This window comes from Segatella copri (genome assembly GCF_019127135.1).
In the GTDB taxonomy this organism is placed as follows: domain Bacteria; phylum Bacteroidota; class Bacteroidia; order Bacteroidales; family Bacteroidaceae; genus Prevotella.
On sequence record NZ_JAHOEA010000077.1, the window covers coordinates 1 to 12,310 of the forward strand.

Annotated in this window: 12 protein-coding genes; 6 read left to right on the forward strand and 6 right to left on the reverse strand. The window is 38.9% G+C overall.

Features of this window, described 5'->3' with window-relative positions; genetic code table 11:
• Together KSW37_RS14065 and KSW37_RS14070 are read left to right on the forward strand one after the other, a co-directional pair.
• Nucleotides 1-494 (forward strand): site-specific integrase (locus KSW37_RS14065; protein WP_217314963.1); only part of this gene is annotated, 494 nt, incomplete at its 5' end.
• Nucleotides 491-862, forward strand: a complete 372-nt coding sequence (locus KSW37_RS14070) for a hypothetical protein (RefSeq protein ID WP_217314964.1) — start codon at nucleotides 491-493, stop codon at nucleotides 860-862. The genes KSW37_RS14065 and KSW37_RS14070, both read left to right, overlap by 4 nt.
• A 523-nt stretch (nucleotides 863-1,385) precedes the next feature.
• On the opposite strand, the gene KSW37_RS14075 is transcribed toward KSW37_RS14070, so the two are convergent.
• From KSW37_RS14075 to KSW37_RS14100, 6 genes are all read right to left on the reverse strand, one after another.
• Nucleotides 1,386-3,956 carry a carboxypeptidase-like regulatory domain-containing protein gene (locus KSW37_RS14075; protein ID WP_254368676.1) on the reverse strand — a complete coding sequence of 857 codons (2,571 nt, stop codon included), beginning with the start codon at nucleotides 3,954-3,956 and terminating at the stop codon, nucleotides 1,386-1,388.
• An 18-nt stretch (nucleotides 3,957-3,974) separates the two neighbouring features.
• Nucleotides 3,975-4,805: a GLPGLI family protein gene (locus KSW37_RS14080; protein WP_217314965.1), complete on the reverse strand. Its 831-nt coding sequence runs from the start codon at nucleotides 4,803-4,805 to the stop codon at nucleotides 3,975-3,977.
• Nucleotides 4,806-4,834: 29 nt separating this feature from the next.
• Nucleotides 4,835-5,626 carry a leucine-rich repeat domain-containing protein gene (locus KSW37_RS14085; RefSeq protein WP_153127692.1) on the reverse strand — a complete coding sequence of 264 codons (792 nt, stop codon included), beginning with the start codon at nucleotides 5,624-5,626 and terminating at the stop codon, nucleotides 4,835-4,837.
• Between the two features lie 119 nt (nucleotides 5,627-5,745).
• Nucleotides 5,746-6,837 carry an alpha/beta hydrolase-fold protein gene (locus tag KSW37_RS14090; protein ID WP_217314966.1) on the reverse strand — a complete coding sequence of 364 codons (1,092 nt, stop codon included), beginning with the start codon at nucleotides 6,835-6,837 and terminating at the stop codon, nucleotides 5,746-5,748.
• Nucleotides 6,838-6,986: 149 nt separating this feature from the next.
• The gene (locus KSW37_RS14095; RefSeq protein ID WP_217314967.1) at nucleotides 6,987-7,856 is read right to left on the reverse strand and encodes a nucleotidyl transferase AbiEii/AbiGii toxin family protein; all 870 of its coding nucleotides are present in this window, start codon (nucleotides 7,854-7,856) and stop codon (nucleotides 6,987-6,989) included.
• Between the two features lies 1 nt (nucleotide 7,857).
• Nucleotides 7,858-8,439, reverse strand: a complete 582-nt coding sequence (locus KSW37_RS14100) for a type IV toxin-antitoxin system AbiEi family antitoxin domain-containing protein (protein WP_022158709.1) — start codon at nucleotides 8,437-8,439, stop codon at nucleotides 7,858-7,860.
• A 488-nt stretch (nucleotides 8,440-8,927) separates the two neighbouring features.
• On the opposite strand from KSW37_RS14100, the gene KSW37_RS14105 reads away from it, so the two are divergent.
• The 4 genes from KSW37_RS14105 to KSW37_RS14120 all read left to right on the forward strand — a co-directional run bounded on the left by KSW37_RS14105 (nucleotide 8,928) and on the right by KSW37_RS14120 (nucleotide 12,293).
• Nucleotides 8,928-9,239, forward strand: a complete 312-nt coding sequence (locus KSW37_RS14105) for a nucleotidyltransferase family protein (RefSeq protein WP_217314968.1) — start codon at nucleotides 8,928-8,930, stop codon at nucleotides 9,237-9,239.
• Between the two features lie 326 nt (nucleotides 9,240-9,565).
• On the forward strand, nucleotides 9,566-9,718 hold the full coding sequence (locus KSW37_RS14110; protein ID WP_089542799.1) for an ABC transporter ATP-binding protein: 153 nt from the start codon (nucleotides 9,566-9,568) through the stop codon (nucleotides 9,716-9,718).
• A 2-nt stretch (nucleotides 9,719-9,720) separates the two neighbouring features.
• Complete coding sequence (locus tag KSW37_RS14115; RefSeq protein WP_254368677.1) at nucleotides 9,721-10,230, forward strand: DUF6169 family protein; 510 nt, start codon at nucleotides 9,721-9,723, stop codon at nucleotides 10,228-10,230.
• Nucleotides 10,231-10,463: 233 nt separating this feature from the next.
• Complete coding sequence (locus KSW37_RS14120; protein WP_217314969.1) at nucleotides 10,464-12,293, forward strand: ATP-binding protein; 1,830 nt, start codon at nucleotides 10,464-10,466, stop codon at nucleotides 12,291-12,293.
• The last annotated feature ends 17 nt before the right edge of the window (nucleotides 12,294-12,310 follow it).

The window sequence follows — 12,310 nt, forward strand, 5'->3', positions numbered from 1 at the left end:
CGAGAGACCTTTTTATCTTTGGCAGTTGGACAGGTATAGCTTTCATCGACATCAAGAACTTGACGGAAGATAACATCAGCATGGTAAACGGTGCTCCTTGGATAGTGTCCAAGCGTCAGAAGACAGGCGTACCGTTCCAAATCAAGCTGATGGATATTCCCATGCAGATTGTTGAGAGATACAAGTCTTTCAGAAAAGACAACCACTTGTTCAATATCGGTAATCTTGACAGCATTAACAAGCGCATCAAGAAAGTTGCTGCAATGTGTGGTATAAAGAAGCATGTATCATTTCATGTCTCACGTCATAGTTGGGCAGTTTTAGCCTTGGAGTATGGTATGCCGATAGAGAGCGTGAGCAAGATTCTTGGTCACACGAATATCACCACAACACAGATATACGCCAAGGTGACAAGCACAAAACTTGACCATGACATATCTGTCTTTGAAAGTCGAATCAAGGGGCATTTGCCTGTAATGGGAGGAATGGCATGAAACGGACTGTAATCACCGTGGATGGCAATGGAAGGCTTTCCATTCCGTCCAACTTGGAGGACTTGTGGATGAGTGAGAGTGAGTTGATTGATATGCTTTATATCACTGCCCCGAAACTCAATACTGTGATACGAGCTATATATAAAGAGGGTATGTTGTCTATGTCGGAAGTCCAACGAAGGGAAGAACTTTCCAAGGGTATTTGGCAAACGTTGTATGGATTCCCTATGGTTGTTGCCATTTGCTTCCGTCTAAACTCTAATGGTGCGGCACAACTTCGTGATGCCATCATCAAGAGATTGTACGGAGCAAAAGAGAAAACAAACATTGTCTTGCAACTCTATGGAGGGATTAATTCCTTTAGTTGAGAATGGTCGCTTTTTTGACGCTTCGATGATTCGCTGTCGTATTGACTTATTGACGTACTGATTCATTGTCGTATGGAAGTGCAGTTGCAATTTGATAAAGAAGTATCCATGCAAAGAAGTGTGTAAGCATATATGCATTGATGCCATACGTCTTACATTTTTATCGTATGACATATAAAACGTATGACATGCAGGAATACATTTTTGTTCATCCCGAGGAATGGCATTCAAGGAAAACTCATTCTTCGGGATTTTTTTCGTTTTCATCCTTTAGCATAAAGAAAATGAGCCGTTCCTTGGAGGCTTTGCGCCTCCAGCCACTGGGCGAACCTCCGCAGTGTTTTCAATGGTATTAGATTTATTCTTGCCAAAACATGGTGTCCATAAAGACACAGCAAGGTATGTTTCGAGTTACTCGAAACCTTTTGGGTTACTCCCAAAGACCTTGCCATAAATGGATGTATTTCTCTCCAAAGTTGAGAAATAATAAAAACTTTATTTTACAACACCTGTTTTGTTAGGTTTACATTGTTAGTTTTACAGTGCAGACACACTCTCTTCCCCTCAGTAGATAGTTATACGTGAAGGTATTGACGGAATTATAGATAGTGTATGCATATTGGCGTTGATTCAAAATGTTCCTGATGTCAAAAGAAATCTTCATGGCTTTCTTCCTATATGACAACCCCATATCGAGCAAACTCATTGTCTTTGACACATCTTTCGTCAATTCATTCTTTACAATGTCAGCAGAAGTGTCGAATGTAAAGCCATCGAATGGCATGAGTTTCAATGACACTTTGTGTTGTTGGCTCAGATAGCTGTTGTTCTGATACTCCGTGGAAAGATAAGTTTTGGCAAACATTCCGTTATAAGCCAACTCCACATACTTGCAAGGCTGTGAAGTCAGATATGGGGAGAATGCCCAACTCTTCCAAGTGTATTCCTGCTGAAAATCATTCTGCAAAGTCGTTTGTCGCTTCCATTGGTAGCCACCATTCAAGGAAATCTTTGTCTTGATGGGTTCTATAAATTTAGTGACACCAACTTGCCCCATAAAACTTCTACCTGTATTTGGGGCATATATCTTCGACATCGTGATGAGAGTAGAACTTGCATCTTGACTCATCAGTAAGTTGTTCTTTTCCTGATTATATAGAAAGTCTGCATTGAAGAACCACATTTTCAGTGGTATCTTATAGTCGTAATGCAATGAGGCGTTCAAACTCTTGTTGTCCGCCAAGATACCAGAGCCAACCTTCAGCGAGGTGTCATTGAATCTGACGGGTGTTTTCAAGAAATCCAAAATGTCCCCAAAGGTGCGAGCATAGAATATATTGGTGCGAAGTACCGAGCGAGAAGTTACCTTATAGTTGCAATATACGCTAGGACAAACAGAATAATACCAAGAACCAGACGATGCGCTTTCCAAGTTGTCCTTATGGATTATATAGTCTATGCGCATAGGTATTTCCAATCGGAAGACATATTTATATTGAGGATGTGAGTACTCATATTGTGGTACCAGAGCCATTCTGAGATTCTGCATATTCACATCATTGCTCTCGTCTGTAGGGTGCAGGCTTGTTTGCACCTTATCCATATAATAATTCAGCAATATTGGTAAATAAATACGAGAATAGAGATGCTTCTTAGACATTGAGAGAGTATTCTCTGTACGAAAACTTCTTCCATTGGCATTTTGTACCACATTATCGGTAGTTTCCTTGTTAAGAGTTATCTTTCCCATAGGAGAACCTTGATACGACATGATAGACGTAACCGCCCAACACAAATCCTTGTGATGCCACAAGGTAGAGAACTTGTTGTTCACATAAAACTCTCTCATGGTCTGCTTCTGGTTAAAGAGAGAACCGTTCTCTTTAGTAGGCAATTCTGATGTCAGAAAAGAACCTGTGCTCGACAGTGTGTTGCTAAGATAAGTCTTTTCTGAGTTGTCCTTGTATTCCAACTGGATGCTTGGGCGATGTATGGTTGATAGGGGAGAATACTCTTGGGCGATAATGACATTGTTATCCGCATCCGCATAACTTCTCGTCAAGCTATAGTCGTACTGACTTTTGGCATAGCTATACCCGATATTACCTTTTAGGGTAACATCCTTTCTTATCTTTCTCAATATGTTGAATGACAATAATCTATCTGTTGGTGAGGCATATCTGTCAACTTCAATAGGAGGAGTGGAAGCGGAAATGTTCTCTAATAAATTAGACAACGTAGATAATGTCTCTTTGTTGTCAAAGTGATTCGTCCCATCAGTCAATGCAAACTGATTGATATTGTCTGCTTTTAGCGAAGCCAACATTTGAAAGTTGGATTTGAAGAGCATACCGGCACCATTGATTTCATATAAGGTGTGTTTGCCTGCCCCTAATGACACTCCATAAGAGCCTACAGGCTTAAACTTTGCCTTGTTGCTCATGTTCACATTGATAGCCACGTTGTCTGAGAATACATCTTTGTTGGCTTTTACGGCTTGGTGGTTACTCAACACTTGGACTGAGTTGACAAAAGAAGCGGGTATATTGGTAGTGGCAATGTTGTATCGTCCACCCAACAAATCCATGCCATTGATATAGAAGTTAGAAATCTCCTTGCCCAGATATTTGATAGAACCTTTGTCGCCTACTTCAATGCCAGGGAGTTTCTTCATGGCATCTTTCAGCGTATAGTCATTCTTTCCGATATACGAGGCTAAGTTGTATGACAAAGTATCCCCTCGTTGGTAGATGGCTGGAGCTTTTACAACAACCTCTTTTAGGTCTGTGGTCTTTTCCTTTAGATTGAAGTTGCACTCTTGTGAGACATTCTTGATTTCTCTTTTGGTTTTCTCGTATCCGATGGCTTCGGCAGTGACGATTAGCTGCTTGGCATCTGACTTTAGTGTTATCTTATAAGTTCCATTTTCTGATGTTCTCGCAAAGCCAAGAGTAGCCTTATCGGCATTAACTCTTACGATGACACCTTCCAAAGCCGTGCCAATGGTGTCACGCACTATTCCTGTAACTACACTTTGGGCAAAAGTGCAGTTACAGAGACAAGCTAACATCATTAAAATCAGAAATCTTCTCATATTTATCAATCTCTTTGTTTACTTCAATTCGAGAGGAACATATCCATTAGGGCGCACTCTCAGTACCACACCATTGACCAAGGCACTATGCCCACCATCCTCATATTTCTGAATAGTCATCTCGCTGATGGATTCTGCAGGAATGTTGCCCATAGGATTTTGCTCAAACTTATTCTTCGCCTTGACAAACTGTTCCCTCGAAGTCTTGATGGTATTGGTGTAAGGCTTGAAGTTCATAGGGGTGCTTGATTTACGGAAAGTTATAGCTTTGAACTTATGTCTGCCTTCTGAATCCTTTGCTGCCAATACCAAGCCTGGCAAACCACAAAGTTTCCATGGTCCAAAGGATGCTGGTATCTCCGTGGAATACCAAACAGTCCAAGTTCTTCCACCATATTCTCCAACAGCTTTCTGACAGGTGTAACCACAGATAGTGTCAATGCCCTCGCTCAGATTCCAATTTATGGGATTGGCACTTTCCGTATAGCTGTAGTAGTTTGGCGTGATTACGCTATAAACGGTCAGTTTGCCCTTAGGCACATTTTGAGAGACTGATTGGTCGAAAAGCAAATCATTTCTCTTTTCCCGTGTCTTGAACTTTTGAATCTCTGATTCTGGCGCTTTGCAAGCAATGGCTGAGTCTGCTTGAAACGCAGTGTAATCAGAGAACATAGCTGAGTTTCTGCCAATTTGAAGAATGGTAGAAGTGACATCAGAAGAGCCTTTGTCATTCTTCATTTGGTACTCGTAGATGCATTCGTATTCATCTACGGAAGAGGAACTCGTTTTCTGCCCGAATGTCTCTGATGTTAGGCAGATGGCGGTTATCAATAAAACAATCTTTTTCATATCCTTTGTCTTTATTGTTGATACTAATGTTATTTCTCTTGGCTTACTGGGCAATTCATAAATGCGGAAGAGTCAACTTTGGGATTAGAATTATACTTCACGAATAAAAGTGACTCGCAGTTTCCAAATGCTCTATATCCGATTTTCTGCAAAGATGCAGGGAGATTGATGCCTTTAAGGTTAATGCATCGGGCAAAGGCAAAATCGGAGATCTCTCTCAAATTGTTCGGAAAGACTATGCGTTCCAAGTTCTTGCAACCAGAAAATGCACGGTCGTTAATTACTTCTAGTTGATTCTTGAATACAAGGGCCTTTATGCCTTCGCAACAAGTGAAAGCCTGTCTTCCTATTTTGCTCACATGCTCAGGTATCACGGATATGCAGACCTTATTACAATCCCAAAATGTCCATTCACCGATTTCTTGCAAACTGTCCGGCAAGACGCTAAGCTCTAATTGATGATCCATATTGAATGCACTATTGCCGATATACCTCACTGTGTTTGGCATCTTTACGGTTTGAAGATTCTCACAAGTATTGAAAGCTCGTTTTTCTATAATCAGCAAATTGTCGGGAAGGATGACTTGCTTGATGTACTTATTCATTTCAAAAGCCATTTCTCCTATTACTTTTACATCCTTAAGCTCTTGGATGTTATTAAAATCCACAACAGAGTCTTTTCCTTCCCATTTCACAAGGCGAGTTCCATATTGTGAATCTTCTACCGTAAAATGGCTCTTTCCTTTTGCCAATGAAAGTGTTGGTAACCAACAAAGGCATAGCAGAAATAGTACAGCAACAGAAATCTTACTTTTTATCATAATCTTCTATTTTTAGTGTTCTTTATATTCAAAGACGAAAGAATGATAAAAGGGTAAACTACTTTTTCTGCTTTCTGTCATTGATAGCAATTCCTTTCATGGTAAATATACTTTAGCACCTACTCATTTTTGTTCCATTCATCCAATATATAGCGGTATTTCTTTCGCTCTGTATTGTTTATCTCAAGATTAGCACCGAAATAGGAATTGTCAAAACTTGCATCATAGTTCCAGTCGCCAAGGGTAAATTTAAACAATGCGGGCAGATGTAAGTCGATGTCTATGGCACGAACAGAATCATTGACATGTTTCAACTTGATTGAGCCAGGGTTCCACATACCCAATGCTTTCTGATTTCCAGCGATGTAAACATCTTGTTTCGCATCTTTTACGACAATCTCTATATGCTTGCGATATACTTCCTTAGAAAGTATCGTCGAATCTTTGTCAGCTAAGGAGTTGATGGAGTCCAAATACTCAAAATAGCCTTGATAGGCATCATGAAGAGCAAAAGGCAACGATGAGAGATGACTCCAATCCATATAAGATTTTCGCTTCCATGTGATATTGCTTGGCAACTGTTTGGCATCAAGATACTGGTAGACTATATCTCTTGCTGGTTTCCAATATTTCCAATTTCCACCAATCCTTTCCTCACCAGCATCGCTAAAGAAGAGATAGCGATTTTTGTTCGTATCGAACTTATAATTGCAGAATTGTGCAGCAAGCAACTTTCTGTCCTTGCCGAAAGTCATGTTGGGAGAGAGGAAGAAGTAATCTGTGAATGGGGCGCAATTGATGAGACTTTGCATCATAAACGATGCTCCCAAAGAGTGACCAATACCTAAGCTCCTCTCCGTTACCCGATAATGATTGCGGATATAAGGCATTAACTCTTCCTTTACGAATTTCATCAGATTCTCAGCCTGGCCTCCATGTCCCTGATAACTTTTTATTGTGGCGCTATCGTTTGGTAAGAAATCATCTTGTCGGCTATAGGCTTCTGTTTGTGGGCTACAGATACCAACGACAATGTACCATTTGGGCTCTTTTTGAAACAAAGGCCAAGCGCATGCCATGAAAAACTCTTCCATGGTTTGGGCATCTGTTGTATAGATAACATCAAAGTCTTGTGCATCGTAATATGGGTATGAAGGCGGTAAACGTACAAACACTTTTCGCTTGAAGTTAAAATACTTCGATTTTAGCATAAGGGTGTCTATTCTTCCTGTAGTATAAATGTCTTTCTCTTGGAAAAGAGTAATGTTGCTATTTGTGCTCTCAGATGATTTGCAAGAGCACAATAGTAGGATGATGGAGAATATAAATGCAATTTGTTTCATAACTATCTGTTTTAATATTAATATTTTTTCCAGTATTTTTCAGCCATAGGCTGCAACCTTTCCTTTATTACTTCCATAACAGTCTTGAAATCAAGAGTTTCTTTCCATTGAATCTTTTTCAGAAATGCTTTCCAGCGAACTATACGTGCTGCGTCTGTCGCAAAACTTTCTGTAAACAACTGCAATTCGGGATTGTATGTAAGCCCTCTATTATCGAAAGTCGCCTTAATCGCATCATATAATGTGTCATCAGACAAGTCTCTCTTTGTCAGGAGTTGGTAACAGTCGAAGAAATCTTTCATGCGACTGTTGAGCACATCTCGGTCTATCATCGTATGGAATTTCTCGGCAACAACAGTCTCCAAGGAATATGCCTGTATGTTCACAGATGGAATGTCAGGCAAAAGCAATGGGAAGTCAATAGTTGTTGGATATGGAGTTACAACATCACCAAAGCCAATGTCAACAGACATGTTATAAGAAATGGTATCCATGTGGGCAGTAAAATAGAATCGGGTGCCAGGATATTTCTTTTCGACGGTGATAGGTTCTAACTTGATGCTGTCAACATCAAACGATACTCCATCCTCATCGCATACAATGCCCAAAATTTCCTGGAACACATGCGCAAGGAAATCCCTATCACGGCTAATTCTATCTGCCATGAAATCAACATCTACTGTAGGACGTGCCTCAAGTCCGTTCATAGCATAAAGCAAAGAGCCACCTTTCAGCAAAAAATTGTCCTTGTATTGACTAACAGATACTCTGTAAAGCAACCTTTCGTTGAAATATCTTGCCAAGAGATACATATATTTATAGCCTGTCTCATTCATCAGATTGAGCAAGCGGGTCTTAACAGACTTACCGTAGTTTTTCTTTCCCATCTTATTCTATAGCTATTTCAAGATAATTTTTCAATGTATTAAACACTCTGAGGCGTTGGGCGTAATCCTGCAAACGAGTGAGATTGCGATTGGGCTTTCTCAAATAAGAACGAATCACTTCCGCACAAACATCCAGCCCCAATTTGTTTCTGTATTTCACTGCATCACAAACACTTCGCTCCAAGTCGGTTATGCGAACATGAAAACCGGATATTTCTGCTTCCATAATGCCAAACTCCAAGTTCTCCTTCTTCCAATAATACAGCTCTATCGGAAGCGTATCTGGTATCACCACCTTCCGCTTGTTGGCGATGGCTATACAAAAAGCAGGTGGAACAGTTGTCGAAAGCTGATGGTAAGCCCACGCATTGTACAGGCATACAATACCATTAGGTACAATCCGTTCCACATCAATCATTGTATTAAGCAAAGCATCGGGAACGGCATATATGCCATGACGCAACTTTATCAAGTCGCCACGCTCCTTAGCTCTCAACAGTCGTTTATACTCTGACAGATGAGATATATCAGTAGTGGAGATAGTGCCACCAAGTGCTGCTACTTTGCAAACTATATTGTTCATTTCACCTCTTATTAAATGTCATTACAGCTGCAAAAATACAATAAATTTCGAGAATACGGTAAGATTCTACGGATAATTTTATAAAACACCGCACATTTTTGCATATTTTCAGAGTCCTAATTATATTTGAGATGATAATAAACTCTAAAAAACATGCAACAATGCAGTATTCTAAATTTAAAATTGTATTTTTGCCACCAAGATGACAAAGAGTTGTTTGACAATCAAACGTATGCAAATTGTAGAAATTAGAACCGTTGCTAAATCATTACCTCCATTGAGGTGAAAAACTCATAAATCGCTCATTCTAAGCTATTCGGCAGATTTTAGCGTAATTTCCATCAAAAAACTCCTAAACTCCGTGAGATAAGTTCCCGAATCAAAAACACCTCTAAAAATTTGGTAGTTTCACAGAAAACCCTTATATTTGCACAGTGAACAGAGAAATGAGGTATAAACTTCATTTAAACCAATAAAATTACGCTGTTATGATTAGTAAGAATGTACAAAATATGATTCCAAAGATACAAGATTTCTTTGTTGGTCAGCCAATAACAAAGGCTTGGCTCTTTGGTTCATGCTCACGGGGAGAAGAAACAACAGATAGCGACATAGACATTCTTGTAGAGTATGATCGTCAGCATAATCGAATTTCTCTGATGAAAATAGCTGGTATTATGTTGAATTTGGAAGACTTGCTTCATCGCAAGGTGGATATAGTAGAGGCTAATCGTCTCCTCCCTTTTGCTCAAGAAACAGCCAATCAAGATAAATTCTTGATTTATGAGAGAAAAAGTTAGAGATCTATTATACCATAGACCCCGAAAGTCTATGGACAACGATAGAAGTAGACATTCCTGAGTTGAAGCCTTGGATAGTTAAGTATCTGTCGGAGTGATTTCTCCTTTACCGGAGTAATAGCAAGCAGTCCCCATCCCGCATAATATGGCGAAGACCGCTTTGCCCCGCTAACCTTAGAGCGCAGCGGTTCCGAGCACCGGAGGGCGGTTGCATCCCTAATCCCTATGGTAGGGATTTAGGGCTTGGGTATAGGTAAGGACCCCCTCTTCGCAAGAGGGGGACAGGGGAGTCGAAACAATACAATAATTAATAAGGAGATTACGTTATGAACATAGAAGAAAAAAAAGCAGATTTTATGCGTCGCTTCAAGGCTTCTAGGGAGCGAAAGGCAGAATACATAGCACAAATGGAAAAGCGAATGCGTGATGACTATCGCCGCAGAACCGGTAAGGAAGCAGAATCATTTTGTGTGTTGTAAGAATGAAAAAATTAGATTTAGTCAAGATTAATAGTTGTGCACCATATGCAGTGAAAGAAGATACGCAAGAAGGTGCATATACTTTTATCGCAGATTCAGGAGCTGAGTTTTCAATCGGTTTTATGCCTGATGATTTGATTCAATCCGATGAGTCCTACGAATTTATCATTGGTAATCTCAACGGTGTGAAATCACCTCGTGATAAAAAGGTCAAAGCTACAGTCATAGCCATTGTCGAGGAATTCTTCAATGCCAATAAGGCGACCATGTTGTTTCTATGCTCTACAAGTGACGGCAAGCAATTGATGAGAGGCCGGTTATTCAAGAATTGGTTCGATACATATAAATATCGTAATCGTTTTACAATGGTGACATCTACTTTGTTAGATGAGTATGGAATAGACAATGTTGCTTCTGTAATCATCAGAAATGACAATCCCAATCTTGGTAAAGTATTGGCAGAATTTGGAGAAACGATAGAAATGTTTAGCCATAAGCCAAGTATAGGTTAATAAATACATTTTCCCCATTCGAGTGGCGACAAGCGCAGAGCGATACTGCAATGGGGAACAAAAAATACATTTTTGGTAAAGCCTTGAAGCCTCAAGGTATAATAAATGAAAATTATTTGAAAGTCTAGATACTCTTTTTAAAAGCTCTATTACTTCTGTAAATACTTGGAATGAAGTAGTTTTCCTTATGGATAGGATGCTTGCATAGGTAGAGTTCTATAATTTATATACTTATGGATAATAAAGAAGACATCTTAAGGGAGGAACTTAAAGAAGTTCTTTCTTTGCCAAAGATAGATTATGTTAGAGTTTTGAAGCTATCTACCCAATTAGCAGAGTTTGACCAAAGTCATATTCGCTTTTCTGTAGATGCGGGACTTATAGATAAGTTGGGTAATGAATTGGTTGCTCGTCAAGAAACAGCTGTGTCCGAATTGGTGAAAAATGGTTATGATGCTGATGCTACAGATGTAAAATTAACATTTGAGAATACAGAAAAAATAGGTGGAACTTTGATTATTGAAGATAATGGCTCAGGTATGTCTGCGGAACAGCTACGAGATGGCTTTATGCGTATTTCTTCTACAGAAAAAATACAGAATCCTGTTTCTGTAAAGTATCATAGAAGAAGAGCTGGAAAAAAAGGAATAGGTCGTTTTTCTGTGCAAAGATTAGGACATAACCTTACAATAAGAACTTATGTTGCCAATTCTCAAAATGGTTATCAGTTGGATATAGATTGGGATGCTTATTCTAGTAATGTAGATTTAGGGTTTGTCTCAAATGAAATAAAGCAAATTCCTGCAAGAGGCTTTTCGGGCACAGTCTTAGTGATAAAGAATTTGAGGGATAGATGGTCTGAGGCTGCTATATCACGAATCTATCAATATATAAGTGATATTATGTTACCCCAAAAGCATAACTATGATGAAGAAAGTTTAGACCCAGGAATGAATGTTTATTTCTATCAGAATAATAATAGTGTACGTAAGGAAATCTTGGATCAAAAATTAGATATTTTTCAGCACGCTTTAGCCCTTATAGAAGGAAAGGTAGATTCCAACTATAATGGAACTTTTACTATACATAGTACTAAATTGAAATTTGATTATAGTTCAGAGATAGGTTTGGATGTAGATATGCCGAATATGCCTTTTAAGAACATTCGTAATGTCAAATATAAGATTTATTATTTTATCTATGATTCAAAATTGATTCCGCGAGGGCAAATGTCTATAATAAAAAAATATTCTCTTAAAAACAGTGGAATAAAATTATATAGAAATGGTTTCCGTGTATTGCCTTATGGAGAATGGGGAGATGATTGGTTGTCATTGGATAAATCTACACGTAGACGCTCTATTCTGCCAACTCATACAAATCAAAATTTCTTTGGGTATGTAGAAATTAGTGATGAAAGTGGCGATTTTGAGGAAACTTCTAGTAGAGAAGGGCTTTTGAATAATGAAGCTTTTGTAGAACTGCAGAATTTTATATATAGATCATTGGTGTCTGCTGTGATAAAGATAGCAGAGCAGAGAAATCTTAAAATTGTGTCAGGACAAAAGCAACAAGATGATGGACAATGGGAAGAAATAAATGTCCGAGTTAAAAATATAGCTTTTACAATTTCAGAACTAGACAAGGATTTTGAGTCTGGGCAAGAAACGATAGAAGCAAAAGCTAAGCGCAGAAAGAAAATAAAAAAATTAAAGGAGGAATTTGATGAAGTAAAAAAATTACAGAAAATAGCGCAGGCAAAATCTTTGCGTGAAAAGTCAATGCTCCGAATCTTAGGAAGCGTAGGTTTGACGGTGGGACAGTTCGTACATGAAATCAAAAATCATTTTACCAATATTGAAAGTGATTTAAGTAGTTTGATGGAGGCTCAACTCGATAACGAAGCAAAGAATAGAATTTCTTTGTTAAACAAAAATTTTGCTTCACTGAAAACTTATATTTCTTACTTCGACCATGTTATTTCGGCAAATGTTGTCCGTACATTGCGTCCTTTGGAGATGCGCGGGGGGTGTAATTTAAACTGTGTCAAGGCTTGTTCTTAACTTTCATTCCCACTCCC

Bases quoted from the DNA above. Each gene is read 5' to 3' on its own strand.
- KSW37_RS14095 (WP_217314967.1), bottom strand. From the start codon at position 7,856: ATGGGAAAGAAAAACTACGGTAAGTCTGTTAAGACCCGCTTGCTCAAT.
- KSW37_RS14075 (WP_254368676.1), bottom strand. From the start codon at position 3,956: ATGAGAAGATTTCTGATTTTAATGATGTTAGCTTGTCTCTGTAACTGC.
- KSW37_RS14080 (WP_217314965.1), bottom strand. From the start codon at position 4,805: ATGAAAAAGATTGTTTTATTGATAACCGCCATCTGCCTAACATCAGAG.
- KSW37_RS14110 (WP_089542799.1), top strand. From the start codon at position 9,566: ATGAACATAGAAGAAAAAAAAGCAGATTTTATGCGTCGCTTCAAGGCT.
- KSW37_RS14105 (WP_217314968.1), top strand. From the start codon at position 8,928: ATGATTAGTAAGAATGTACAAAATATGATTCCAAAGATACAAGATTTC.
- KSW37_RS14070 (WP_217314964.1), top strand. From the start codon at position 491: ATGAAACGGACTGTAATCACCGTGGATGGCAATGGAAGGCTTTCCATT.
- KSW37_RS14115 (WP_254368677.1), top strand. From the start codon at position 9,721: ATGAAAAAATTAGATTTAGTCAAGATTAATAGTTGTGCACCATATGCA.
- KSW37_RS14085 (WP_153127692.1), bottom strand. From the start codon at position 5,626: ATGATAAAAAGTAAGATTTCTGTTGCTGTACTATTTCTGCTATGCCTT.
- KSW37_RS14100 (WP_022158709.1), bottom strand. From the start codon at position 8,439: ATGAACAATATAGTTTGCAAAGTAGCAGCACTTGGTGGCACTATCTCC.
- KSW37_RS14120 (WP_217314969.1), top strand. From the start codon at position 10,464: ATGGATAATAAAGAAGACATCTTAAGGGAGGAACTTAAAGAAGTTCTT.
- KSW37_RS14090 (WP_217314966.1), bottom strand. From the start codon at position 6,837: ATGCTAAAATCGAAGTATTTTAACTTCAAGCGAAAAGTGTTTGTACGT.